Here is a 23,669-nt window from a genome sequence, read left to right as displayed (position 1 = left end):
CCGCACTCCTACTTCGCGCCCGAAGACAACGGCCCGGCGAACACAGCCGGCGACACGTGGATGCCCAGGTCCTCGAAGCGGTCGATGAACCGCGGCCGGATGCCGGTGGCCACCGGCCTGCCCAGGAACCGCCCCTGCGCGTCCACGCCTGCGGAGTAGTCGAAGACAAAGGCGTCCTGGAGGGTGACGATGTCCCCTTCCATCCCCTGCACCTCGGTGACGTGGGTGATGCGGCGCGAGCCGTCGCGGAGCCTTGAGATCTGGACGATGAGGTTCACGGCGGAGGCGATCTGCTCGCGGATGGCGCGCAGAGGCAAGTCCATGCCGGCCATCAGCACCAGCGTTTCGAGGCGGGCCACCGCGTCCCGGGGGGAGTTGGAGTGCACGGTGGAGAGGGAGCCGTCGTGGCCGGTGTTCATGGCCTGCAGCATGTCCAGGGACTCGCCGCCACGGACCTCACCCACCACGATCCGGTCAGGGCGCATACGGAGGGAGTTGCGGAGGAGCTCGCGAATGGTTACTTCGCCCTTGCCTTCGGTGTTGGGCGGGCGGCTTTCGAGCCGGACCACGTGTTCCTGCTGGATCTGCAGTTCCACGGCATCCTCGATGGTGACGATGCGTTCGTCGTGCGGAAGGAATGAGGACAGTACATTCAGCAGCGTGGTCTTGCCCGTGCCAGTACCGCCGGAGACGATGATATTCAGCTTTGCCTTGACGCACGCGTTCAGCAGCTCCGCCATCTCCGGCGTGAGCGTGCCAAAGTCGATGAGGTTGCGTACCGTCAGCGGGGTCTTGCTGAATTTACGGATGGTCAGCGAGGATCCACCCACGGCCAGCGGGGGGATGACCGCGTTGACGCGGGAGCCGTCCTCCAGTCGCGCGTCCACCAGCGGGGAGGATTCGTCGATGCGGCGGCCCACCTTGGACACGATGCGTTCGATGACCTTGCGCAGGTGTTCCTCGGAGCTGAAACGGGACTCGGTGAGCGTCAGCTTGCCCTTCCGTTCCACATAAATCTGGTCCATGCGGTTGACCATGATTTCGGTGACGGCGGGATCGTCCAACAGGCGCTGGAGGGGCCCGTAGCCCAGCACGTCGTCGGCAACGTCCTGGACCAGGCGGGTGCGCTCTTCCGGCGTCAGTGGCACCTGTTCGGCGTCGACAATCCGGGTGAGCTCCTTCTTGGCGGTGCTCCGCAGTTCCTGCTCGGTGACGGCGGCGTCGTTGAAGCGCGTGCCCATGCGTTCGAACAGCGCGGTGGCCGCCCTGTCCTTCATGGCTGCGAAGACGTCCACCTTGGGTGCGGTGGGCACCTGCGGTGTGCCGGCGCCGTGCGTTGAAGGCACGACGGGGGCATGCGCCGGAAGGTGCCGCTCCGTGCTTTCCGCGGGGGACGGCGAAGGTTCCGGCGCCGGGCGCGGGGGCTCGAGCAGCGCGGTGCCGGATGACTGGCGGCTTTGGGCCGCGTTGATGCGTTCGGAGAGTTTCATCAGATGACCACCCTTCGGTGAAGCTTCCGCTGTGCCTGGGCGCGCCAAGCGGGGTTGAAGCGCTCCACGAGTTGGCGGAGGCTTTTGACGGCGGGGTCTTTTTTTGATTCCTGGAGGACGGGGATGCCGCGGTTGGTGGACAGTGCCACGGCGCGGGAGCGGGGGACGCTGACGTCCACGGGCGCGCCGATGGTGGATTCGACGTCCTGGACGTTCAGGCCGGCCTTGGCGTCGGCCATGTTCAGGACCACGTGGCGGGATTCGGGCATGATGTCCAGCTGGCGGAGGACTTCCAGGCCGGAGCGGAGGCCGCGCAGGCTGGGAATGTCCATGGCGCTGACCCAGACCACGTCGGTGCACTGTTCCATGGCGGCAAGGCCGATTTCCGGCATGCCCGGTGCGGTGTCGATGACCACGTACTGGAACTCCTGGGCCAGCTGCTCCAGCAGGTGGCTGATTTGTTCCGGGGTGATGTGGTCCGCGTCCACCGGGTTGGGCGGGGCGCACAGGGCGTAGATGCCAGCCGGGTGGACCGTCAGGAAGGCCTTGAGGACCAGCGAGTCCTGGGCGGCGGCGGGGGTGACGGCGTCAGTGACGGTGTGCTGCGGGTTGAGGTAGAGACCGGAGGCGACGTCCCCGAACTGCAGGTCAAGGTCAACGATGACCACGCTCATGGGCGCGATCTGGCCCAGGCCGATGGCGATGTTGGTGGCCAGGGTGGTTTTGCCCACGCCGCCCTTGGGGGAGAAGACGCCGATGACCAGGCCCCTGCCGTTTTCTGCCTGCTGCTGTTCGGGACCGCGGTGGCGGGTGGCGAAGGACTGGCATGCGCGTTCCAGCAGCACCCTGATTTCCGCTGCGTCGGCCTGTGGGCTGAGGATGTCCCGGATGCCGGCGCGCATGGCGTGCAGCAGGAAGTCCGGGTCCACGTCGCTGACCAGGACCAGGCTGAGGCCGGGGAGCTGGACGTCGAAGACCTTGGCGAACCGCAACGCCTCTTCGTAAGGAACGTCCGGGCCGATGATGAGGACTTCGGGCTGCTCCTGGTTGAGGAGGGCGAACAGCTCCCCGGGGCCTGCGGGGAGGATGTCACTGGCGATGGTCTGCACGGATCCGCGCAGGCCGTGGGCGACGGCGCTGCGCAGCTTCTGGTCGAACTCGGCGTTGGGGGAGAGGAGGACGAAACGGCTCACTTGTACACGTTGTCCTTCCTGGCGATGAAGCCGCCGTTGTCCTGCGCGTCGAGGGGTTCCTTGGTGAGCCAGAGGCTGCCATTGATTGTGGTGAAGATGATTTTGTTGGCGTCCACGTCATTTACCGCCACAGTCACCATGAAGGAGCCTTGGGGGAGCGTGGTGTCCTGGGGGTTGGTGCCGTCAGTCGGTTTTGCAGTTGGCTGAGCGGCACGCTGGACGGCCGTGACCAGGACTTTGCGGAGGGCGAGCTGGCTGCTGGGCTCACCAGGCTTGCTCTTGTCCGCACCGGCAGGGAAGCTGAATCCAATGGCAACGTGATCGCCTGCCTCGAGGCGGCCGCCGACAACCATCTTCGGTTCCAGCTCGAAGGTCACTTCCTGCAGTCCTGCCGGCACCTTTGCGGCGCCGCTGCTTTTGGCATCCTTGGGAGCTACGAGACGTTCGGCGAGGAGCTGTTCGCCGGGAACGAGGTCCACGGCGGCCACTGTTCCGGCCTCGTTGTCCAGCGTATTCAACGCTGTCTTTGCAATGGCTGTGCCCGGCAACTGCTGAAGTGTCACCGAAGCCTTCACCACGTCAATCGAGGACCCGGCCGGTACGGCTTTGGTGACCACGAGCACGCCCGTGGGATTCATGTCGGCGACTGCTCGCTGCTCGGCGCCGTTTGCGTAGGTGACGATAATTATCGCTCCGATGATGGCCAGCACTACGGCTGCTGCACCGGCCAACATGCGTGACTTCACTGACGGCTCCTGTGGATGTTGCTGATTCTTACGGGGTGAGACGGACGATTGAGGCCCCGTAATTGGGGACGTTGCCAAGTTCGAAAGCCTGGGCGAGCGAAACGAATTTCACGAAGTAGCCAGAAATCGTCTTGTTCTGGACACTGCCGCCGGTGCTCCATGAAATGTCGGCGAAGTGGTAGCCCGTCACGTGAAAGGCCGCAAAGCCTTTGACGTAGTATTGGCCAGAAGAACCTGTTCCCGTGGCTACATCGTAGAGTGGTAGGAGGACAGTCTGGTCGTTCATTTGGCTGAAGTCGGAAGCGGTACAGATGGTTGGTGCACTGGCACCCGGGTCGCTCGCAAACCAGATTCCTGAATTGTCGGATTGCCCCGCGGCCATGGTGACCGAGCACTGAGTTCCCGCGGTTGTGATCCACCCAAATCCGCCTGGAAGACCACTACACCCATTCACCGATTGCTCTAGCACCTGAACTGCTCCTGCTGTTCCGCCGGCGGGAATGTCCAGCTTGCAGAAGGCAATGGCCAGGGGCAGAATCGCCGGGCCTTTTGAAGGCGTCCCCCATACAGCTGTGGAGTTGGCGTTGACTTCAGCAGAGGAGAAACCAAGTGCCCGGGCGAAGAACAGGGACACTTGATTAGCAGCGCTGCCTGCTTCCTGTGAACCGGCGGTAACAGCCACGGTTCTTCCTGTCGTATCAATTGCAGCCGACTTCAAATTGCTGAGCCCGTCGTTCGCGTTCCTGTTTGCGAGGCCTGCAGCAAGTGATGATGTGCTTGTGCAATCAGGGTCAGTTGCACTTTTGGCGCACTTTTGGGCGATTGCAAGGGCGGCGGCATCGGCCCCGTTCCGAAGTTGGGCGCGCTCCGCATACATCATGCTGACATCGACTGCCATGGCCGCGAAGCCAAGCAGAACCACCAGCATAATGGCGACGATTACGCTCACTGCGCCGTGTTCGCCGCTGCTAATCAACTTCACCCGCCGCACAGCATGGCTCCCTGGCCAGTCATCGACAAAGGTCCCGCTATCCCGGTGAGTGTGGACAACGTGTATGTGATGGTTACTGACATACGGTTCCCTGTCGCGCAGGACGTCGCGCCCGTGTCGAGGTTTTTAAAGGTGATGTTTGAATCAGCGAGAACGGGATTTAGGGCGGCAGCCGTGTTTTTGGCTGCCGCCCGAGACGCCGCAGGATCATTGGTGATGGCCATTACCCGGACCCCCTCACGGGCCGCAGCCGACAGCGATGCTTGGGCGTTGTAGGCCCGGCTGAATTCCATGATGCCAAGGAGCAGCGTGATGAGGACAGGCACGACCATGGCGAACTCAACGGCCGCCGCCCCGCGTTCTGATGGCCTCAGCATGTGCTGGGTTCCTCTCGAGCTTCTGCTGCGATGCGCAGATTTGTACACGTGAAACAGTTTGTGCGGTGCAGTTGAGCTGCACCGCACAAACAGGCGGCGTGGTGAGCCTCGGGCTCTTGCTTTTGGGGCCGGGCCTTAGAGATTGGCGGTCACACCTGTAAACATCGAGTTGAGCTGGCCGCCCAAGGTGGTTACAGCGACGATGATGACGACTGCGATGAGTCCGACCATGATGCCGTATTCGACAGCTGTTGCGCCCTTTTCGTTGCTAAGGCGGCCCTTGAGGCTGAAGCCGAGGGTTTTAAGGGTGGCGATGAGAGACAGCATTATGAACTCCTGAGCGAGTGGGTTTGGCCGGCCCTGCACCAGCACTAAGACGAGGTTGGCAAGGCCTGATGCGATGTCGACCGGGTCTAGCAGGATGAGCAGCCGTCGGACCGTGCTCGTCGCCGGAACTGAGCTTGTTTCCTTGGTGAAAGTCCTGCGAAAGTACAGGTACTCAACACAAGAGATTCACCGCTTGGTTCACTTCGACGGCGTGGCTTCGGACATGTCGAGCAGACAGTCCCAGCCCGTTCGTCCCCGCTAGAGCTTGGCCGTGACGCTGGTGAACATGGTGTTCAACTGGCCGCCGAGAGTGGTCACGGCGACGATGATGACGACTGCGATGAGGCCGACCATGATGCCGTATTCGACGGCGGTCGCGCCCTTTTCGTTGCTGAGGCGGTTCTTGAGGTTGAAACCAAGGGTCTGAAGCGTGGCGATGAGCGAAAGCATTTTGTACTCCTGAGCGAGACGGATGGCTGGCCCTTCACCAGCTCTGCAATGAAGTTAGCAAGCAGACTTGGACTAAACTCCGGATCTTGGCACATCCTGCGCAAACGCTTTTACTCCCGTACTCTTCCTGCGCTTTTGCTTGGGTTTTGTTGCGGAGACGCTGCGCTTCAATGCCCCGGGCACAGCAGAGGACCCTCTCGGTTCTGGGTGCCGAGAGGGTCCGGTCTGTTGGGCGCTGCCTAGTGGGCGCGATGGGGGACGTCTAGGTGAAAGCCTCGACAATCTTGATGGCTGCTGGCCCAAGGAGAACGATGAACAGCACAGGGAATATGCAAAGCAAGAGCGGGAAGAGTACCTTGACAGGAAGTTTCATTGCCTTTTCTTCAGCCCTTTGCCGGCGTTTCACCCTGGCCTGCTTGGCTTGGGTCCGAAGAACCTTTGCGATGCCGATGCCATACTTGTCTGCCTGAATGACGGCACGGACGAAGCTTCGCAGGTCTTGAACAGACGATCTATCAGCTAACGCCTGATACGCCTCCTGCCGCGGGCGCCCCACCTGGATATCCTGTAGGGTTCGCATCAGCTCTTGGGCTATAGGCCCGCCTCCGTATCCGCCAGCTCGTGCCATTGCAGCTTCAAAGCCAAGTCCGGCTTCCACTGAAATGAGCAGCTGGTCCAATGTGTTTGGCAGCTCAAGTTCAATTTCCTGCTGTCGCTTAGTTCCCTTGTTGTAAATCAAGAGGTCGGGGAGGAAGTAGAGCAGCGCGGACAGGAATAGCCCCAGGGCGACTATTTGAGGCGAAGGAGACCGGCCAAACATCAAAAGTCCAAGAACTGCTCCCGCCAAGGCCAGCAAAGGCTTGGCGATGATCAACCTTTCCAGGGGCAGTGAAGCTGGGCGGCCTGCGAGAGAGAGCCAGCGGTCGAGCTTTGCTTCATAACCAGTCGGAGTCAGGCGCCTTGAAAGATCTAAAAGGGCGGGCGGCCGCTGAATGGCTTGGCCACCCTCCTGGGTGAATCCCTGCGTCAAGTTCGCTTGAACGGCAATCGCCGCTTTGCGGTCAGAGGTTGCCAAGGCCCATACGAAATAGGCCAAGGGGAGCACAATCAGTGAAATGTAAAGCCACGCGATCGGTGTCATGGTTCCCCCTAAAACTTGATCTTTACGACACGGCTCATCCAGAAACCGCCAACTGTGAACATGACCGCGGCACTGACGAGCATCAGCAGCCCAAGCGGTTTCTCCACGAACACGTTGAGATACCCGGGGTTGATGAAAGCGAGGACAAAGGCCACTCCCACTGGCATTGCCATCAGCACATAGGCGGACATTCTTCCTTCTGCGCTGAGGGACCTGATTTGGCCTTTGATCTCGCTCCGCTCGCGAATTGTCCCAGCGACCTGTTCGAGGACTTCTGCCAAATCGCCGCCGACTTCACGATTGATTTGGATCGCCTGTGAGATCCACCGGAAGTCCTCGCTGTCCATACGGTCGGCTACATCCTCGAAGGCAATGCGTGAGTCCTTGCCAATCCTCGTTTCATTTACGATGCGAAGCAGCTCTTCGGACGTTGGGGCATCGGCTTCCTGGGCGGCGGCTTCAACCGAGCGTAGGACGCTGTGGCCAACCCTCAGTCCACCAATAAACATTTGAATCGTGTCAGTCAGCTGTTCCTCAAACTTTGCACGGCGCCTGTCCCGAAGGAAGACCAGAACGACCTTGGCAAGAAACGGTGTAGCAACTCCCGCGATCAGGCCAAGCAAAGGGTGTGTCAGTAGGGCCACAAAAGCCCCCGCCAGGATGGAAACCACCGCTACAGCGACCGTGAAATCTGCGGGCGCCATTTTGACTCCCGCGTTGTAGAGGACTTCGCGGTTATAAGGTCCACCAGAATCACCAATGAGGCTTTCAACTGCGTTCACCGCTGGCTGCGACACTCGTGCAACTGCTGACTTGTTGTCTTGGGTGCCTAGTCGGCGGCGTTCCATAGGGATCGACCCGAAACGAGGCTTGAAGACAACAAAGATCACCAGAACCATGGCGGACAAGCAGAGGGCTACGGCAAGAACGAAGACCATGGGGGAATCCATGACTACCGCCTTCCCACTGGTGCCAGTCCGGCGCCGAAGACTCCAGGGGATACGGAAATGCCAAGTTCGGCGAACCGATCCAGGAAGCGTGGCCGTATGCCTGTGGCTACTGGCTTGCCGAGGAAACGTCCCTGGGCATCCACTCCGGCTGCGTAGTCGAAGAGGAAGGCATCCTGCAGCGTAACGATGTCCCCTTCCATGCCTTGAACCTCTGTTACATGGGTTACACGGCGGCTGCCGTCGCGCAGGCGCGTCACCTGAATGATGAGGTCGACCGCGGACGAGACTTGTTCGCGGATCGCCCGAAGTGGCAGGTCCATGCCTGCCATGAGGACCAGGGTTTCGAGGCGAGCGATGGCGTCCCGCGGGGAATTTGCGTGCACGGTGGACAAAGAACCATCGTGGCCAGTGTTCATTGCTTGCAACATGTCGAGGGATTCTCCGCTTCGAACTTCGCCCACAATGATGCGATCTGGCCTCATGCGCAGGGAGTTACGGACGAGTTCGCGGATAGTCACTGCCCCCTTGCCCTCGATGTTCGCAGGACGGCTTTCCAACCGGACCACATGTTCCTGCTGGAGTTGGAGCTCGACAGCATCCTCGATGGTGACAATGCGGTCATCCCGCGGAATGAATGAGGACAGCACGTTGAGCAGCGTGGTTTTGCCTGTGCCGGTGCCGCCAGAAACGATGATGTTCAAGCGGGCTCGAACGCAGGCGCTCAATAATTCAGCCATCTCCGGAGTCAGTGAACCCCAGTCGATGAGGTTCTGCACCGTAAGGGGCACATGGCTGAATTTGCGGATCGTCAGGGATGGCCCGTTCACCGCCAACGGCGGAATAATGGCGTTCACTCTGGACCCGTCCTCCAGTCGAGCATCCACAAGGGGGGAAGATTCATCGATGCGCCGCCCGACCTTGGAGACAATCCGTTCAATAACTGTTCGCAAATGATCGTCCGAGCTGAATCTTGTGCCCGTTAGTGACAAGTGCCCATGGCGTTCAATGTAGATCTGGTCAAAGCGGTTAACCATGATCTCTGTCACGGACGGGTCCTCGAGCAAGCGCTGTAAGGGGCCATAGCCCATGACCTCGTCAGCGATTTCACGAATCAGCCGGCGGCGCTCTTCCGGGGACAGAGGAACCTGCTCCTGGTCGATGACCGTGGACAGTTCATCCACTGCAGAGGTCCGAAGGGCTTCTTCGGAAGACGTGGTTTCGCCGAAGCGGGTACCCATCCGCTCAAAGAGTGCCTGGGCCGCCCTTTGTTTGAGGCCTGCCAGTGCGTCTATGGTAGGGCTCGCGGTTGGCGCCGGGGCGGACGTAGAGGCGGAAAGAAGTGCGGCTGGGGGAGGCACCTGAGCCGGGGAATTCAGGTCAGGTGCAACGCCAGTGTCTCCGGCAACTTGTTCTGGGACAGCTGGATTTCCGTTCGACCTTGAAAGCCGATCTGACAATTTCATGAGACAACCACCCGTCGGTGAAGCTTGGTCTGTGAGGAAGCTTTCCACTCAGGATCAAAGCGGTCTACGAGCTTCTTCAGCCCCTTGGACGCTGAGTCCCTGGCATTGCTTTGTAGGATCGGAATACCGCGATTGGTCGAGTAGGGCAGGGTTTTGGAGCGGGGAACGACGGTATCAACGGGGACTCCGATGGTCGCTTCCACATCCTGTACTGAGATTCCGCTTTTACGGTCGGCAAAGTTGAGTACCGTGTGCCGGCCCTGGGGAAGTAACTGGAGGTCCCGAAGCACGGCGAAGCACTTGTGAAGCCCTCGAATGCTCGGCACGTCCATACCACATACCCAGACCCCATCAGTTGCCTGTTCCAGCGTGGCCAACACATGCTCGCCGAGCCCCGGAGCGGTATCCACGACGACGTATTTGAATTCGCTCGCAAGCTGGTCGATCAGCCTGCTGACATGCTCGGCCGTGATGAAATCTGATTCTGCCGGGGTTCTCGGTCCGCAAAGGGCATAAATGCCGGCTGGATGCACCGTTAGAAATGCCTTTAGTACCATAGAATCCTGCGAAGCGACTCCGTGGACAGCATCACTAATCGAATGTTCCGGCTCAAGCAGGAGACCGGACGCAACATCGCCAAACTGCAGGTCAAGGTCAACAAGCACCACACTCATCGGTGCAACCTTGGCCAGTCCAATGGCCAGGTTCGTTGCCACAGTAGTCTTGCCCACGCCTCCCTTCGGCGACATGACGGCAATAACTCTGCCACGATCACGAGCTCCTTCCGCCGCTGGAGCCATGCCCCGCCTGCGGCTTGCGGCAGCCAGACATGCGCGCTCGAGCAGGACCCTGAGCTCGCTTAGACCGATTTCGGATGTGACGACGTCCCGAACGCCCGAGTGCATTGCCCTAAGCACCAGGTCCGGATTTGGCTCCGCAACCAGGATCAGGCTGACCTCGGGGTACTGGAGGTCGAAGACCGTGGCGAGCTTGAGCGCATCGTCCGGTGCGACTCCTGGACCGAGGATAAGAACCTCCGGTGGAGCACCGTTCAGCTGTCTGAAGACGTCATCTGGGCCGCCGTCGAGCACTTGAGGCGACAACGTCTGAAGTTCTCCGTGAAGTGCACCAGCGATGGCCTGACGAATGCGGCCCTCGAAATCACGCACTGCGGTGATGGCTACAAAGCGGCTCATTGGTACAGCCCACCAAGTTTGGTGACGGGAGGTGTGCTCTTTACTGTTGAGTCCGTTTGCTTGGCCAGCCACAGCTTTCCGAACTCCGCGCTGTACACAAGTTTTGCAGCATCTGCGTCACTTCTGGCGAAGGTGATGAAAGCCGAACCGCTTGGCATTGCAACGGCCGAGTCCGACGAACCAGAACCTGCGCTGTTCTTTGGATCGGACGGTGCTTTCTGTACTGCGGTGATGAGGACGTCGTGGAAAAGCAAACCCGTTTGCCCATCATCCTTGCCAAACGAGGAATAGACCGTCACGGTGTCACCGGCCTCAAGCCGGCCACCCAGGATGCGTTCGGGCGTCAGCAGGAGAGTGACTTCCTCGAGACCATTTGGCACCGGGACCGTACCAGGAACCAAGTCGCGCGGGCCCACCATACGGGCCGCAAGCAGTTGCTCGCCGGGCTGGAGGGCGACTGCTGTAACCTTCCCGTCCTGCTGGTCCAGCGAGGTCAACGCTCCTTCCGGAACCGCGGATTTAGGAATGGACTCCGCACGAACCTTGCCGGCGAGGTCAGAAGACTTGGTGCCGGCCGGAACCTGTTCTGTAACGACCAAGACATTTACAGGTTCCAGGCCCGCTTGTGCGCGTGCCGATGCACCCTGTACGTAAACAAAAAGGAGAATGGCGCCAACTACTGCCAGCAGTAGTGCAGCTAAGCCTCCCAGTAGGCGTGATTTCACTTCAGTTGCTCCTTAGATGTGATCTGGCAAAGTACTGGCAGCGCAGCTAGTTAGTAAGTTCGGCTACCGTTCCTCCGTAGTTAGATTCCGTGTGGGATATAGTGAGCCCCTCTTGCAGCGAGACAAAGCGGGTAAAGTACCCCTGGATTCCACGGCAGTTACCGCCATCGCAAGCGGGAGCCAGCGGGTCGAGATCTGTGAGACCGGGGCCGCCACCAAACTTAAAGCCTGTTACTTGAAAAGCGAGGAAGCCTGCGAGCGTGTATTGCGTCTTCTGACCGTTCTGCACTGCGTTGGTGAAGATCGGAATCAGAACGGGCGAGTCCTTGATGGTGGCCGGCATACTCTGGCAGACGCTCGGCAAGTCATTCCCTGGGTTGCTGCCAACTTCTGCGGTCCCAACGTTGATGTTCGTAGAGCAGCCGCTGTCAGTGTCCAACCAGCCAAAACCTCCAGGCGCGTATCCGTTATCAGCCGCGCAACCAGGAAAGGTCGGGACGTTCTGGTCGTAGCGAAGAAGGATGCGAGTAGGATCCGGATTACCCGTGAACGTCCCTGTCGAGTTCAACTCCGCAAGCTGGCTAGGGGTCAGAAAACTTTCGAAAACGCACATGCTGATGGTCCACGGAAGCGTTTTGCCCCCGGACGGAGGGCCCCAGGAAGCCTCGGCTGTGGCTGTGATCTGGCTCGTGTCGATGCCCAGGACTCGCGCGAAAAACAGTGAAAAAAAGTTGTTGCCGGAAGTGTCGCGTGAGTTGGTAACTACCCGAACCGTGTTGGGGTTGGGTTGGGTTACTGACTGCACACCTGTGGAGCCGTCGTTCGCGTTGTTGTCGGCCAACCTATTCGACGAGGCCGCCATTGCGGTGGTGCAGTTGACTCCCTTGGCACAGTCGGCTGCTATCGCTAAGGCGGTTGCGTCGGCACCATTTTGTACTTGCGCTTTTTCTGCGTACATTGCCCCGACGTCGACCGCGATAGCTGCGAACCCAAGTACTGCCACCATGAGCACTGCAACAATGATGGCTGCGGCGCCGCGTTCCGAGTCATGCTGTCCAGCTGCCCTTGACTTGATAGGAGCCAACAGTGCTACCCGCCGCATCTCATTACCCCTACTCCTGTCATAGACAATGGAAAAATGCGCGGCGCTCCGAAGAAGCCGGCATCGAGAAAGCCTGTCAGTGACGGCAATGAAACCTTAGTCGTCACTTGTACGTTGGACCCTGATGAGCAACTGCTGGCATTGTCGGTGACGTTTACTGTCAGTCCCGATAGTGATGGTGCAGCTGCGAGGGCAGCTGCTTGAACGTTTAGTCCAGGGTCGGCGTGATGAATGGCTGCATAACGCGCACCCTCACGGGCTGCTTGTGTAAGGGACACCTGGACGTTATAGGCCCTGCCGAACTCGATAATTCCTAGAAGAATGAGCAACAGCAGCGGGAGGACGATTGCCATCTCGACTGCTACGGCGCCTTTTTCCTTCCTAACTGACTTCATGACCTCTCCTGGTGTCCCAGAAATCTTTATAGGTTTGTAAGTTGCAGCGACTGGCGCAAGTGCCGCCGCTGCAACTATTGGAGTTAGAGAGCGTTCGAAACAGAGGTGAAGAGGGCCGCGATCTGTGGACCCAGGATGACGACTGCTGCGAGGACAAGGACTGCGATAAAGGCGACCATGATGCCGTACTCGACCATGGTGGCGCCCTTTTCTTCGTTGACGAAGCGCGCCTTTGCGGTGTAAAGAAGGGAGCCGATCGTCGCGATAAATGCGTTCATTTCTGTTATATTCCTTCCGGGTATTTGGGCGAAAATGTACGTATACAAGCCCTTAGCCGACGACAGGCGAGGACCTCGTTGAGTTCCTCGCCTGTCATCAGCTAGACCTACAGGGCGTTGGAGACCCGGGTGAACAGGCCGGCGATCTGCGGCCCGAGGATGATGACGGCTGCCATAACAAGAACAGCGATAAAGGCGACCATGATGCCGTACTCAACCATCGTGGCGCCCTTTTCTTCGCGAGTGAAGCGATCCTTGACGCCAGCGATGAAAGCAGTCATTGAGACCATCAGAGAAGTCATTGTAATTTCCTTTAATTCGGTGAAATGGATTATTGGATTTCAACGAATTTCCAGCTGCCCCCATAAATCTTTAGCGGCTGGACTTCGCTAAGAAGAGATTGTCACTGGGGGGTATGAGTCAACAATGCGTAGTGGTACTCGACTTTTTCGGGCAACGCCAAAAGTACGTACTCGAAGATCTGGGCTGGTACTCAGTCGCCGTTTGCAGGTACCCGGCGGACTACTTGCTGCCGCTGATGCGCTGGCGCCGCCTTGGGACAGGGATGAGGCAGGTTTTGCTAGGCGATGAAGAATGTGACGGCTGCGACGGCGCCGAGCATCGAGGGGCCATGGGGTACTTCTGTGGCTCTATTCCGGCCTTTTCGGCTGAGCACAAGCGCGGTGACGATGCCGTTCAAGATGAACCCGAGGAGCCCCCCATAAAGGAGCTGGCTCCAGCCTAGGTACCCCAGGTAAAGGCCAACGGGCGCGGCGAGCTTCACGTCGCCCATCCCGATGCCGCCGGGCGAAATAAGTCCCAAAATCAGGTAGCCAGCAAACAAAATGAGGGCTCCGAGGGCGGCCCGGAGCAAATCGCCAGACTGCTTACTGATTATTCCAGGCACTAAAAGCAGTAAAAGACCGCCGGCAAGCAGCATTAACACGAGAGGGTTGGGCAGCAAGTGGAGTGCAACATCGATCCGCGCCAGCTGCACGCCTATTACCGCAAGGAACAGGAAGGCGGGGAGGGTGGAAGTAATTCCAAAATGGAGGGCAAAGGCGACGCACGCAAGGCCGGTGAGTGCCGCCGTCGTAATTCGTGCCTGCAGGCGAGGCGCTTCGCCGAGCCTGGGAAGCAGTTTTGCGATCAGCGCCTCGGCGACGGGGGAGAGGACGCATCCCAGGAGTCCGGCCCCAAGGACGATCAGCCAAATGGTGGGGTCGCCGTTCGCCGCTGACAACACTGCCTCCCCCTTGTGTAAATGGGCCGGCATGGCCCCAGCGGCCTCCGGCTACCTCATTTTGACCCCGAACCACCTGACGCGCTAATCTTGGTAGTCGTTGTGCGTGTCCTATTCCGATGGTGCGTGCCCGCTTGAGGATCCGGTTGCAGGATAACTACTCAACGTGCACATTCGGAACTTCAGGATGACTGGTTACATGGAGCCCTCACCTCTGTTCCGGTAGCGCGCAGACAGTAGGTGCGCGAGCTAGCGACACCTAAACAAGAACGCCAGAACAAGAACGAGGCAAACACCGTGCGTACGTACACCCCGAAGCCCGGCGATATCAACCGCCAGTGGCACGTCATTGACGCCACCGACGTTGTCCTTGGTCGTCTTGCAAGCCAGACCGCAATCCTGCTGCGCGGCAAGCACAAGGCCACTTTCGCATCCCACATGGACATGGGCGACTTTGTCATCATCCTCAACGCTGAAAAGGTAGCCCTAACCGGCGCCAAGCTGGAGCAGAAGCGCGCATACCGCCACTCCGGCTACCCGGGCGGCCTGACCTCCGTCAACTACGCGGAACTGCTGGAATCCAACCCGGTCCGCGCCGTTGAGAAGGCCATCAAGGGCATGCTCCCCAAGAACTCCCTCGCTGCCCAGCAGCTCGGCAAGCTGAAGGTGTACCGCGGTGCTGAGCACCCCCACGCCGCCCAGCAGCCCAAGACGTTCGAAATCACCCAGGTCGCCCAGTAGTCCTGGCCACCAAACAACTTATCTATACAAGGAGAATCGTGGCTCAGAACGAAGAGACCACCGAGGCCGTCGAGGCCGAGGAAAACCTGACCAGCTACACCTCTGAAAGCTCAGCTGCCGAAGCTGCGCCCAAGAAGGAGCGCCCGGCCCTGACCGTTGCCGGCGCAGCTGTTGGCCGCCGCAAGGAAGCCGTTGCACGCGTCCGCGTTGTGCCCGGCTCCGGCAAGTGGACCATCAACGGCCGCGCGCTGGACAACTACTTCCCCAACAAGCTGCACCAGCAGGACGTCAACGAGCCCTTCAAGATCCTCGATCTCGAAGGCGCCTACGACGTCATCGCCCGCATCCACGGCGGCGGCATCTCCGGCCAGGCCGGCGCCCTGCGCCTCGGCATCGCCCGTTCGCTGAACGAGATCGACGTCGAGAACAACCGTCCCACCCTGAAGAAGGCCGGTTACCTGTCCCGCGACGCTCGTGTCATCGAGCGTAAGAAGGCCGGCCTCAAGAAGGCCCGTAAGGCCCAGCAGTACTCCAAGCGCTAAAACCGCTTGCACAGAAGCCCGTCCCACCGCTTGGTGGGGCGGGCTTTTGCATTTCCGCCGCTAAGCGGGTCTCCCAAATCGAGATTTCGGCGTTCGGGATGCTCGAGGTGTCGCCTACTCTTTTGACTGACCGGCCGTGTTCCCGCGTCTATAGCGGCGATGGAAGGCGGGACAGCACCCTGGTGGCAATGCGGTGGACCGGTCGGTGTCGGACCACGGTCAACGGTACCTACCAACACTGCATCAACCTTTCCTACGCCACACGGGGTCTGCTCGAATTGGCTGACTCATTCCCCTTGGCCATGGGCACGGGCGGATGGGCACCAAGATCTACGCCCTGGTTGGAGATTTATGGTTGATGCGGCAAAAAGTTGTAGTAGGTGGCGCCTTCGATTTGTTCGGCGGTGAAATTGTCGCTAACCCACTCAACTATTCTTGCTGATTCACCCCGCCCCTCCAACGTCAAAGGGGGCAAATTTTGGATCACGAGCGAACCCAGCTTTCCGTCACTAACCATCGCCCGGAATTCCTCCAGAGTTGGAAAAGGATCAGTTCCATCGAAGCCGCCGATCGGAAGCACCGGTCGCCCGCTTTCAAGCTGGTAGTTGGCTGCTGTCTCCGATCCCACCATTGCGGAGGGCCATAGCACCGATGCTGGAGCCGCGCGGAGCCGGGAGACTACTTCTTCCTCGGGGACGTCCCCGAACATCACTGCGATAAAGCTTGGCGGGACGTTAGACCCCACCTGCTTCCGATCAGGATGGTCTGTGCGCAGGCCGAGAATGCTGGGTCCGGCTACAACACCAGCCCCTATGTGGGGACTCAACACCGTGTTTACCGACCACACGACAGGGCCGAGAATAAGCGCCACCGCGAGCGACCCTGTAGAGATTGACCGCATGATTTCCGTCGGCGGAGGAAGAAGCTGAAGGGCTATTGCGATGGACCACAAGCCAAGGGCAACGACAGGACCTTCGGGGAAGTCCGCAGTTGATCGCGCGGTCGTGATGAATCCAAGGATCATAGTTACGAGGAAAACGCCGGCAAGTGCCAGGCGAATGGGCCGGCGATTACGAAGCCGATACATGTGAACCAGGCATATAGATGCTAGGGAGCACAGTGGAGGAACAAGTGTCAGCGAATAGTAGGGGTGCACAATTCCTGACATGAAGGCCAGTACTGCGGCCGCGCAGGAGAACCAGACGCTGGACAAGAGTAAAAGAGCTCGGTATTGCACAGTGCCGCTACGTCGTTTCAGGTGCCAGATGGCAAGAATGAGCCCTCCAATGGCAAGGGGCAGGAACCATCCGAACTGCCCCGAGAATTGCGGCTGGAGAAAACGCTGAAATCCAGGGTCAAGTTTGTCGGCTAAGTCTGCGGCTGCCGGGGACAGCGTGCGGCTGGCATCCTCGCCGGTGAGTCTATCCACCCCGTTGTAGCCGAGAGTCAACTCCACTGCGCTGTTGTGACGCGACCCACCGACAAAGGGACGATTGGACGCGGGGGTCAGTTGCACGACAACGAACCACCATCCCCCCACAACCGCTGCTGTAAGTAGGGCGGCTGCAAGATGCAGCAGGCGCTTTGCCAACGGTCCGGTGGCGAAGGCAAGGTAGGTCCCAGCAATGGCAGGCAGTATGAGCGCGATTTGGAGCTGTTTCGTTAGGAGGGCTGCCCCAGTTAATACGCCCGCCACCAGGAGCCACCGAAGGGAACCGTGACGAATAGACTCCAGCGTTGCATAGGCAGCACCGATCATCAGCAAGGTGAGCAGTGCATCGGGATTGTTGTAACGAAACATCACCGTCGCGACAGGAGTTATTGCTAGAGCTGCAGCAGCAAGAATGCCGGCGGCTGAGCTGGCATGAGTCCTGACCATGCGGTACAGCAAATAGACACTTGCTACACCCATCAGCGCCTGTGGAACCAGGATGCTCCAAGGATTTAGGCCGAACGCCCGAACAGAGGCTGCCATGACCCAAAGACTAAGTGGAGGCTTGTCGACGCTTATGGCGTTGCCCGGGTCCGACGACGAGAAAAAGAAAGCCGTCCAATCGCGTGAACCTGCCATCGCGGCTGCCGAATAATACGAGTTCGCCCAGCCGTTCCGGTCTAAGCCCCAACTGTATAGAAGGCTTGTTAGTGCTAGCAGCGCCCAGACGGCCCAGCTTTCGGTCCTACGTCCAATGATTCGGCCGGACCGCGTCGCCACACGCCTTAAAGGCAAAGCTATCTGACTTGTAGATTCAGGGGACTCCAGGGGGCCGTCGGTCGCTGCCTTCAAACGGCGCGCGCCAATCTCATACGGGAAAGTTCGGCTTGTGCCGCGCTCTCTGACTTACGGACTCGGAATACCCAGATCCGCAGCAGGACAAACCGCATGAGCGTGGCAAGGATGTTCGCAGCAGTCAGGGTCATGAGCTCCATCGTAGAGGAAGAGTCCGGAGCTAAGGCATGCAGGACCAGTAGTGACGATGATGTGATCGACCAAGCCAATCCAAACACAACGAGCCCTTGAAATTGCTGGGTGAACAGCCTTTCAGGGCCGTTGATACCAAAGGTGAAGCGCCGGTTTGCAGCGGTATTAGCTACAGCTGTTACGAGCAGGGCCAAGAAGTTTGCTTGCTGAGCTCCGAACGGCCCCTGCAAGAGTAGATAAAGCAGGGCGAAGGCCACAGTGGAAATTCCTCCCACCATGCCGAACCGGATAACCTGGCCGAAGAAGCTTGGCCGCGATTGCGGGACAATGGGACGACGTCCAAGTTCTGCGTATATCGCTTGGAGGGGTATCGAGCCCCTAACTAAGGATCTTGCGACGCGCATCAATCCGCGGATATCGTCGATAGCTGTCTGTCGGATGTCCACTGTGCTGTCCGGGTCATCGACCCAGTCAACTGGTATCTCATGAATCCGCAGACCCGAGCGTTCCGCGATAATCAGCAATTCGGTATCAAAAAACCAGCCATTGTCCTCGACGTGCGGGAGGAGCCTTTTGGCCACCTCTGCGCGGATGGCTTTAAACCCGCATTGCGCGTCGGAGAAGCGAACCTGCATTGTGCGCTTCAACAAGAAATTATAGGAACGCGAAATGAACTCCCGCTTCGGGCCTCGGCTGACACGGGAACTTTGTCCAAGTCTTGTGCCGATGGAGATGTCCGAGTGACCGGACAGAAGGGGTGCCACCAACGGCGGCAAGGCGGCAAGATCCGTCGAGAGGTCGACGTCAACGTACGCCAAGACTTCTGCTTTCGAGGAGTTCCACGCATCACGAAGGGCACGACCTCGACCCTTAACCTCCAGGCGTCTATATGCAACGTGAGTCATTGTCTCGGCCAAGCGCGTGGCGATAGCCCGTGTGTTGTCTGTACTGGCGTTGTCAGCAATGGTTATTTGCCAAGATGCCGGCATTTCCGCTTTTAGGTAATTCGCAAGCTCTGTGATGCTCTTTTCGAGTACTGATTCCTCATTGAAAACCGGTACAACAATTTCAAGCGCCAGGCCCCCATGGCTAAGTTCCATGCTGTGTATGCTATAGACGCGTGTGGCAGACTCGCTAGCGCGGGGCCGGATCTTAGGCAATTACTGAGGGAAAACTTGGGGAATCCTTGATGGAGTGGTTTATTGCACTGCCAGGCCTTGCGTGGGCGGTCGCTGTCTTAGTAGCTCCGGGGCTCCTCTTGGCATGGGTGCTGGGCTTTCGGCATATCTGGCTGGTTTCACTCGCGCCCGTTCTGACGACGACTCTTGTTGCAGGATCGACATTGGTCCTCAAGTGGTTGGGAATCCCTTGGAACTTGGGAACCTTCACAGCCTCGGCCGCGGTGACGGCTGGAATCCTTTTCGTTGTGGTCCGGATGGCGCGCAAGCGGTGGCCAGACAGGTTCGGTTGGCGGCCAGAGGGACAAACTCTCGGCGGCCCTTACGTTGCGGCGCTCCTGGCGGGCGCGCTGCTGCTGACAGCTCGTTATATCCAAATTGTGGAACACCCTGGCAACATAAATCAGGGCATTGATACCCCGTTCCATGTCAATTTTGTTCAACAGATCCTCGATTCAGGCGACGGCTCGCCCTTCTCAGTTCAGGCGCTGATGGGTGAGTCGTCCGGGTTCTATCCCCAGATTTGGCATGCATTGGCGGCTCTGACCGCACAAGCGGCCTCGTTGCCGGTGGTTCAAGCAGCCAATGCCCTTAATCTCGCGATTGTCGCCGTTGCTTGGCCGCTCGGGGTTCTCCTCTTTGTCTACATGGTCATCGGGCCGAAGCCCGTAGCACTCCTGGCTGCTGCCATATCCAGCGCGGGCTTCTTCGCGTTTCCGTTCACCGTGATGCAGAGCCAGAAAAGCGATTTCGGTCCCCTGTTTCCCTACATGCTTGCTCTGACTCTTCTTCCGCCCGTTGTTGCGGTGTTGGCAACAACATGGAGATTCGGAAAAAATACGCCAATGCCGTGGCCCCTGGCTTCGGTCACGCTGGCCCTGGCGCTTCCCGGACTCGTTTGCACACATATGTCAGGGTTGGTGGCACTCGTCGGACTGTCAGCCTTCTTCGCCGCTATGGCTGCCGGGCGCTCTTTTGTTCAGCTCCGAAGGAGACACTCCGACGCCTTTGGCTACCTCCGGTGGACTGCGCTTTGGCTTACTGCGTTTGCGGCCGGTCTTATCATTTGGGCTGCAGTCCGTCCCTGGACTACAACCTGGGATCCAATCGATACGCTGCCGGCTGGCGTAGGGAGTGTTCTTCTGACCGCGCCCACCCACGGGCAGGTGGCGTGGGCCCTAGCTGCTCTAACCCTGGTAGGAACGGTTCTGTTCGTATTCAGGCGGAGTGACCGCTGGTTCTTGGCATCGTATTTAGGTGCCGTTGTCCTTTACCTCGTCGCAGCGGTGGTTCCAATTCCTCTAGTGCGTGAAATCATCATCGGAGCGTGGTATGGCGATCCACCACGTCTTGCTGCCCTCTTGCCAATGTTTTGGGCCGTGTTTGTTGGGGCAACCTGTGCGTCGATCTTCGAAGGTCTGGTTAAGTTCAGGATCAGGTGGATCGTTCCCGTCGGTGTAGCAGCCTTAGGGGTATCCCTCGTCATATGGCCAACAAACTCTGAGACCGCGCCTGGCCGGGAACGCACCTACTCCTTTGGTGTCACCTCGCCGCTGCTGAGTCCCGATGAGCTTGAGTTAATGAACCGACTAAGGCTGAACGTCCCCCAAGATGCAGTCATCGCCAACAACCCATGGGATGGAAGTTCAACTGCCTACGCTATTGCCGACCGACGCGTGCTCTTCGCACACGCTTACACGGGTTCTAATCCTGATCGCTTACTGGCGGCGCGGGAGCTGAATCAGGCAAAGCCAGGGTCCGAAGTGTGCCAGGCAGCCGAAAGGGAACACATTCAATTCCTCTTGGATCTGGGCGGACAGTACATTGACCCGAAACGCAAGGAAGTCGATGATTTTCCGGGACTAAAAGTCCCCGATGGCTCGAAGGAATTTGTTAAAGTCGACCAGCAAGGGCCCGCGGTGCTGTACAGGTTCGTCGGATGCGACTCATAGTCGCGGACCGGAGTCGGAGCTATCCTCTACACTTGACCGGTGTCTAGATTATTTGGAACTGATGGTGTCCGGGGGCTGGCCAACGGCCTGCTGACAGCAGAACTGGCCCTGCAGCTGGCCCAGGCGGCCGCCGTCGTGCTTGGCCACGACCGCAACTCCAACGGCTCCCGGCCACGCGCTGTGCTGGCCCGTGACCCGCGCGCCAGCGGTGAATTCATTGCCGCCGCCGTGGAGGCCGGGCTCTCCAGCTCCGGCATCGACGTCTATGACGCCGGCGTCCTCCCCACCCCCGCCGCCGCCTACCTGGTCGCGGACCTCGACGCCGACTTCGGCGTCATGATCTCCGCCTCCCACAACCCGGCGCCGGACAACGGCATCAAGTTCTTCGCCCGCGGCGGCCAGAAGCTGCCGGACGACGTCGAGGACGCCATTGAAGCCCAGATGGGCAAGGAAGCCGTCCGCCCCACCGGGCCCGACGTCGGACGCATCCAGCGCTTCTCCGACGCGGAGGACCGCTACATCGTCCACCTGCTCCGCACCCTCCCGCACCGCCTGGACGGCCTCCGGGTGGTACTGGACTGCGCCAACGGTGCCGCCAGCGGCTGCTCGCCCCAGCTTTTCAAGGACGCCGGCGCCGACGTCATCGTCATCGGCGCCGACCCTGACGGCCTGAACATCAACGACGGCGTGGGCTCCACTCATCTGGGCCCCCTCAAGGAAGCAGTGGTCAAGTACGGCGCCAACCTGGGCATCGCCCACGACGGGGACGCTGACCGCTGCCTGGCCGTGGACCATGAGGGCACCGAGGTGGACGGCGACCAGATCATGGCCATCCTTGCCGTAGCACTCAAGAAGTCCGGCAGACTCAAGGACGACGTCCTGGTGGCCACCGTCATGAGCAACCTGGGACTCAAGATCGCCCTCCGCGATGCCGGCATCACCATCGTGGAGACCGCCGTGGGGGACAGGTACGTCCTTGAAGGCATGCGCGACGGCGGCTACAACCTGGGCGGCGAGCAGTCAGGCCACGTGATCTTTTCCGACCACGCCACCACCGGCGACGGCCTCCTCACCGGACTCCAGCTTGCCGCTCAGGTGGCCCTGACCGGCAAGCCGCTCAAGGAGCTCGCCACCGTCATGACCAAGCTCCCGCAGGTGCTAATCAACGTCAAAGGCGTGGACCGCAGCCGCGTGAGCAGCAGCGATGTCCTGGCCCAGGCCGTGGCCGCGGCGGAAGCCGCCCTCGGCGACACCGGCCGCGTCCTGCTCCGTCCCTCCGGCACCGAGCCCGTGGTCCGAGTGATGGTAGAGGCCGCCGACGAAGAGACTGCCCAGTCCATCGCCGAACACCTGGCCCAAGTGGTCCGGACCGAGCTCGCACTGGAACTCGCCTCAAACTAGGCACAGCAAGAAAAGTGGCCCGCCTCCCAACAGGGAGACGGGCCACTTGCATTTGGAAAAACTCAGATAGCGCGGTCCTTCAGCGCGTCCCGGATCTCGGTCAGCAGCGCAACCTGCGGGTCCTCGGCAGCGTCCTTCTTGACATCCTTGTTGATCCCCAGGCGTCGGTTGCGGCGCTCGATCATGATGTTCATCGGCATCACCACCACAAAGTAGATGGCTGCTGCGATCAGCAGGAAGTTCACCAGGGCGGTCAGCAGCACCCCGAATTCGATGGCGTTCCCGTTCAGTTCCACGCGGGCGAAGCTGTCAAAGTTAGGAGCCCCCACCAGGCCTGAGACGAAGGGCATCAGCACCTTGTTCACCAGCGCCGTGACCACTGCTCCGAACGCGGTACCCATGACGACAGCCACGGCAAGGTCAACAACATTGCCCTTCATAATGAAGTTCTTGAATCCACTAAGCATGGGAACCAACCTAGCGCACCCGGATTACAGGTACGCCGGTGCCGCTTCCAGGCCGAAGTATTCCTCCAGCGTGCCGATGCCGCGGTTCAGCATGTCCGTGGCCGCCTCCACCCCCACGTACCGCAGGTGCCACGGCTCGTAGTAGTACCCCGTGATGGGGTGCAGCATCCACGGATACCGCACCACGAACCCGAACCGGTGCCCGTTCTCCTTTGCCCAGGTGGCAGCTGGCTGCTCCGCGAAGCACGGCTGGAAGCTGCACGCACCCCCGCCGTCGCCGATGTCGAACGCCCACCCGGTCTGGTGCTCTGAGTGGCCGGGCCGCGCGCTGGCCGTGTCGGCGTCGGCCTGTCCGCGCGCCGCGACGTAGCCGTTGTAGGTGGTTACCTGCGTGTTGTACGAGCGGTAGCCGCTGGCCAGCACCATCGCCACACCGTCCCGCGCGGCCGCCGCGAACATCGCCTCAGCAGCCGCCGCCGTCGTGCTGTTCAGCAGCGCCGCCTCACCTGCGGCGGAGATGGCGACGGCGGGACGCGCCAGATCGGCCGGCACATAGTCCGCCGGCTTCAGCGGCCGGTGCTTGTTCACGATGACCCAGGGGCTTGCCGGATCATCGAGCGAAAACTGCCGCGCCAACGTTGCCGATGCCGACGGCGTGGGGGACGGCGCCGCCGGCGACCCGGCCGCCGTGGCCGTTTCCGCCGTCGGGACCGTTTCCGCCGTCGGGACCGCTGACGCCGTGACGGCTGCCGGTGAGGGGGAAGGGGAAGGAACAGCGGACGACGGCGCCGCCGCCTTGGGTGCCTCAGGTGTGCAGGCAGCCAGGACGGTCAGTCCGGCCCCCGCCGCGAGGAAGCGCGTGAAGCTGCGCCGGCTGGTGGAACCGCAATCGTAGCACACCT

The 23,669-nt window shown here is 60.1% G+C and carries 25 protein-coding genes; 4 read left to right on the top strand and 21 right to left on the bottom strand.

What is annotated here, in order from left to right:
* Positions 1 to 8 precede the first annotated feature (8 nt).
* The 17 genes from ACTHQS_RS03915 to ACTHQS_RS03835 all read right to left on the bottom strand — a co-directional run bounded on the left by ACTHQS_RS03915 (position 9) and on the right by ACTHQS_RS03835 (position 14,070).
* Positions 9 to 1,490, bottom strand: a complete 1,482-nt coding sequence (locus tag ACTHQS_RS03915) for a CpaF family protein (protein WP_440166262.1) — start codon at positions 1,488 to 1,490, stop codon at positions 9 to 11.
* Positions 1,490 to 2,683, bottom strand: coding sequence for an AAA family ATPase (locus ACTHQS_RS03910; protein WP_440166260.1), 1,194 nt, complete (start codon positions 2,681 to 2,683; stop codon positions 1,490 to 1,492). Before ACTHQS_RS03910 ends, ACTHQS_RS03915 begins: the two co-directional genes overlap by 1 nt.
* Positions 2,680 to 3,429 (bottom strand): Flp pilus assembly protein CpaB, encoded by a 750-nt coding sequence (gene cpaB, locus ACTHQS_RS03905; protein WP_440166258.1) that lies wholly within the window; start codon positions 3,427 to 3,429, stop codon positions 2,680 to 2,682. Before cpaB (ACTHQS_RS03905) ends, ACTHQS_RS03910 begins: the two co-directional genes overlap by 4 nt.
* Positions 3,430 to 3,457: 28 nt before the next feature.
* Complete coding sequence (locus tag ACTHQS_RS03900) at positions 3,458 to 4,411, bottom strand: pilus assembly protein TadG-related protein (RefSeq protein WP_440166256.1); 954 nt, start codon at positions 4,409 to 4,411, stop codon at positions 3,458 to 3,460.
* Positions 4,408 to 4,797 carry a TadE/TadG family type IV pilus assembly protein gene (locus tag ACTHQS_RS03895; protein ID WP_440166254.1) on the bottom strand — a complete coding sequence of 130 codons (390 nt, stop codon included), beginning with the start codon at positions 4,795 to 4,797 and terminating at the stop codon, positions 4,408 to 4,410. Before ACTHQS_RS03895 ends, ACTHQS_RS03900 begins: the two co-directional genes overlap by 4 nt.
* Before the next feature lie 135 nt (positions 4,798 to 4,932).
* Complete coding sequence (locus ACTHQS_RS03890; RefSeq protein WP_440166252.1) at positions 4,933 to 5,124, bottom strand: Flp family type IVb pilin; 192 nt, start codon at positions 5,122 to 5,124, stop codon at positions 4,933 to 4,935.
* Between the two features lie 258 nt (positions 5,125 to 5,382).
* On the bottom strand, positions 5,383 to 5,574 hold the full coding sequence (locus ACTHQS_RS03885) for a Flp family type IVb pilin (RefSeq protein ID WP_440166250.1): 192 nt from the start codon (positions 5,572 to 5,574) through the stop codon (positions 5,383 to 5,385).
* A gap of 262 nt (positions 5,575 to 5,836) precedes the next feature.
* Positions 5,837 to 6,715, bottom strand: a complete 879-nt coding sequence (locus tag ACTHQS_RS03880; protein WP_440166248.1) for a type II secretion system F family protein — start codon at positions 6,713 to 6,715, stop codon at positions 5,837 to 5,839.
* An 8-nt stretch (positions 6,716 to 6,723) separates the two neighbouring features.
* Positions 6,724 to 7,653 carry a type II secretion system F family protein gene (locus tag ACTHQS_RS03875; RefSeq protein WP_440166246.1) on the bottom strand — a complete coding sequence of 310 codons (930 nt, stop codon included), beginning with the start codon at positions 7,651 to 7,653 and terminating at the stop codon, positions 6,724 to 6,726.
* Positions 7,654 to 7,667: 14 nt separating this feature from the next.
* Entirely contained in the window at positions 7,668 to 9,128 is a 1,461-nt protein-coding gene (locus tag ACTHQS_RS03870; RefSeq protein WP_440166244.1) for a CpaF family protein, read from the bottom strand.
* Complete coding sequence (locus ACTHQS_RS03865; protein WP_440166242.1) at positions 9,125 to 10,324, bottom strand: AAA family ATPase; 1,200 nt, start codon at positions 10,322 to 10,324, stop codon at positions 9,125 to 9,127. Before ACTHQS_RS03865 ends, ACTHQS_RS03870 begins: the two co-directional genes overlap by 4 nt.
* A complete protein-coding gene (gene cpaB / locus ACTHQS_RS03860; protein ID WP_440166240.1) occupies positions 10,321 to 11,049 on the bottom strand; it encodes a Flp pilus assembly protein CpaB in 729 nt (242 codons plus the stop codon). The genes ACTHQS_RS03865 and cpaB (ACTHQS_RS03860) overlap by 4 nt, the downstream gene beginning before the upstream one ends.
* A 46-nt stretch (positions 11,050 to 11,095) precedes the next feature.
* Positions 11,096 to 12,151, bottom strand: a complete 1,056-nt coding sequence (locus ACTHQS_RS03855) for a pilus assembly protein TadG-related protein (protein WP_440166238.1) — start codon at positions 12,149 to 12,151, stop codon at positions 11,096 to 11,098.
* Positions 12,139 to 12,546 carry a TadE/TadG family type IV pilus assembly protein gene (locus ACTHQS_RS03850; RefSeq protein WP_440166236.1) on the bottom strand — a complete coding sequence of 136 codons (408 nt, stop codon included), beginning with the start codon at positions 12,544 to 12,546 and terminating at the stop codon, positions 12,139 to 12,141. The genes ACTHQS_RS03855 and ACTHQS_RS03850 overlap by 13 nt, the downstream gene beginning before the upstream one ends.
* Positions 12,547 to 12,629: 83 nt before the next feature.
* Positions 12,630 to 12,824 (bottom strand): Flp family type IVb pilin, encoded by a 195-nt coding sequence (locus ACTHQS_RS03845; protein ID WP_440166234.1) that lies wholly within the window; start codon positions 12,822 to 12,824, stop codon positions 12,630 to 12,632.
* A gap of 107 nt (positions 12,825 to 12,931) precedes the next feature.
* On the bottom strand, positions 12,932 to 13,114 hold the full coding sequence (locus ACTHQS_RS03840; RefSeq protein WP_440166662.1) for a Flp family type IVb pilin: 183 nt from the start codon (positions 13,112 to 13,114) through the stop codon (positions 12,932 to 12,934).
* 290 nt (positions 13,115 to 13,404) lie between these two features.
* A complete protein-coding gene (locus ACTHQS_RS03835) occupies positions 13,405 to 14,070 on the bottom strand; it encodes a prepilin peptidase (protein ID WP_440166232.1) in 666 nt (221 codons plus the stop codon).
* 294 nt (positions 14,071 to 14,364) lie between these two features.
* Here ACTHQS_RS03835 and rplM point away from each other — a divergent pair, with 294 nt between their 5' ends.
* Together rplM and rpsI are read left to right on the top strand one after the other, a co-directional pair.
* The gene (rplM, locus tag ACTHQS_RS03830; RefSeq protein ID WP_440166230.1) at positions 14,365 to 14,808 is read left to right on the top strand and encodes a 50S ribosomal protein L13; all 444 of its coding nucleotides are present in this window, start codon (positions 14,365 to 14,367) and stop codon (positions 14,806 to 14,808) included.
* A 38-nt stretch (positions 14,809 to 14,846) separates the two neighbouring features.
* Positions 14,847 to 15,350 (top strand): 30S ribosomal protein S9, encoded by a 504-nt coding sequence (rpsI, locus tag ACTHQS_RS03825; protein WP_141159801.1) that lies wholly within the window; start codon positions 14,847 to 14,849, stop codon positions 15,348 to 15,350.
* A gap of 349 nt (positions 15,351 to 15,699) precedes the next feature.
* Here the strand turns inward: rpsI and ACTHQS_RS03820 are convergent, their stop codons facing one another.
* Both ACTHQS_RS03820 and ACTHQS_RS03815 read right to left on the bottom strand, forming a co-directional pair.
* The gene (locus tag ACTHQS_RS03820; RefSeq protein ID WP_440166228.1) at positions 15,700 to 17,421 is read right to left on the bottom strand and encodes a glycosyltransferase family 39 protein; all 1,722 of its coding nucleotides are present in this window, start codon (positions 17,419 to 17,421) and stop codon (positions 15,700 to 15,702) included.
* A gap of 209 nt (positions 17,422 to 17,630) precedes the next feature.
* Positions 17,631 to 18,869 carry a glycosyltransferase gene (locus tag ACTHQS_RS03815; protein ID WP_440166226.1) on the bottom strand — a complete coding sequence of 413 codons (1,239 nt, stop codon included), beginning with the start codon at positions 18,867 to 18,869 and terminating at the stop codon, positions 17,631 to 17,633.
* A gap of 89 nt (positions 18,870 to 18,958) precedes the next feature.
* On the opposite strand from ACTHQS_RS03815, the gene ACTHQS_RS03810 reads away from it, so the two are divergent.
* Together ACTHQS_RS03810 and glmM are read left to right on the top strand one after the other, a co-directional pair.
* On the top strand, positions 18,959 to 20,899 hold the full coding sequence (locus ACTHQS_RS03810) for a DUF6541 family protein (RefSeq protein ID WP_440166224.1): 1,941 nt from the start codon (positions 18,959 to 18,961) through the stop codon (positions 20,897 to 20,899).
* 39 nt (positions 20,900 to 20,938) lie between these two features.
* Positions 20,939 to 22,300 (top strand): phosphoglucosamine mutase, encoded by a 1,362-nt coding sequence (glmM, locus tag ACTHQS_RS03805; RefSeq protein ID WP_440166222.1) that lies wholly within the window; start codon positions 20,939 to 20,941, stop codon positions 22,298 to 22,300.
* A gap of 62 nt (positions 22,301 to 22,362) precedes the next feature.
* Here glmM and mscL read toward each other — a convergent pair whose 3' ends face one another.
* Positions 22,363 to 22,767: a large conductance mechanosensitive channel protein MscL gene (gene mscL / locus ACTHQS_RS03800; RefSeq protein ID WP_440166220.1), complete on the bottom strand. Its 405-nt coding sequence runs from the start codon at positions 22,765 to 22,767 to the stop codon at positions 22,363 to 22,365.
* Positions 22,768 to 22,791: 24 nt separating this feature from the next.
* Positions 22,792 to 23,667 (bottom strand): M15 family metallopeptidase, encoded by an 876-nt coding sequence (locus ACTHQS_RS03795; RefSeq protein WP_440166218.1) that lies wholly within the window; start codon positions 23,665 to 23,667, stop codon positions 22,792 to 22,794.
* Positions 23,668 to 23,669 lie beyond the last annotated feature (2 nt).

Source organism: Arthrobacter sp. SAFR-044, assembly GCF_051965175.1.
In the GTDB taxonomy this organism is placed as follows: domain Bacteria; phylum Actinomycetota; class Actinomycetes; order Actinomycetales; family Micrococcaceae; genus Arthrobacter.
This window is presented reverse-complemented; position numbering and strand designations above follow the sequence as displayed.

Coding starts and splice junctions, on each gene's coding strand:
- ACTHQS_RS03915 (WP_440166262.1), bottom strand. CDS start 1,490: ATGAAACTCTCCGAACGCATCAACGCGGCCCAAAGCCGCCAGTCATCC.
- ACTHQS_RS03895 (WP_440166254.1), bottom strand. CDS start 4,797: ATGCTGAGGCCATCAGAACGCGGGGCGGCGGCCGTTGAGTTCGCCATG.
- ACTHQS_RS03890 (WP_440166252.1), bottom strand. CDS start 5,124: ATGCTGTCTCTCATCGCCACCCTTAAAACCCTCGGCTTCAGCCTCAAG.
- ACTHQS_RS03885 (WP_440166250.1), bottom strand. CDS start 5,574: ATGCTTTCGCTCATCGCCACGCTTCAGACCCTTGGTTTCAACCTCAAG.
- ACTHQS_RS03880 (WP_440166248.1), bottom strand. CDS start 6,715: ATGACACCGATCGCGTGGCTTTACATTTCACTGATTGTGCTCCCCTTG.
- ACTHQS_RS03875 (WP_440166246.1), bottom strand. CDS start 7,653: ATGGTCTTCGTTCTTGCCGTAGCCCTCTGCTTGTCCGCCATGGTTCTG.
- ACTHQS_RS03870 (WP_440166244.1), bottom strand. CDS start 9,128: ATGAAATTGTCAGATCGGCTTTCAAGGTCGAACGGAAATCCAGCTGTC.
- ACTHQS_RS03865 (WP_440166242.1), bottom strand. CDS start 10,324: ATGAGCCGCTTTGTAGCCATCACCGCAGTGCGTGATTTCGAGGGCCGC.
- ACTHQS_RS03855 (WP_440166238.1), bottom strand. CDS start 12,151: ATGCGGCGGGTAGCACTGTTGGCTCCTATCAAGTCAAGGGCAGCTGGA.
- ACTHQS_RS03850 (WP_440166236.1), bottom strand. CDS start 12,546: ATGAAGTCAGTTAGGAAGGAAAAAGGCGCCGTAGCAGTCGAGATGGCA.
- ACTHQS_RS03845 (WP_440166234.1), bottom strand. CDS start 12,824: ATGAACGCATTTATCGCGACGATCGGCTCCCTTCTTTACACCGCAAAG.
- ACTHQS_RS03840 (WP_440166662.1), bottom strand. CDS start 13,114: ATGGTCTCAATGACTGCTTTCATCGCTGGCGTCAAGGATCGCTTCACT.
- ACTHQS_RS03820 (WP_440166228.1), bottom strand. CDS start 17,421: ATGGCAGGTTCACGCGATTGGACGGCTTTCTTTTTCTCGTCGTCGGAC.
- ACTHQS_RS03815 (WP_440166226.1), bottom strand. CDS start 18,869: ATGGAACTTAGCCATGGGGGCCTGGCGCTTGAAATTGTTGTACCGGTT.
- ACTHQS_RS03810 (WP_440166224.1), top strand. CDS start 18,959: ATGGAGTGGTTTATTGCACTGCCAGGCCTTGCGTGGGCGGTCGCTGTC.
- mscL (WP_440166220.1), bottom strand. CDS start 22,767: ATGCTTAGTGGATTCAAGAACTTCATTATGAAGGGCAATGTTGTTGAC.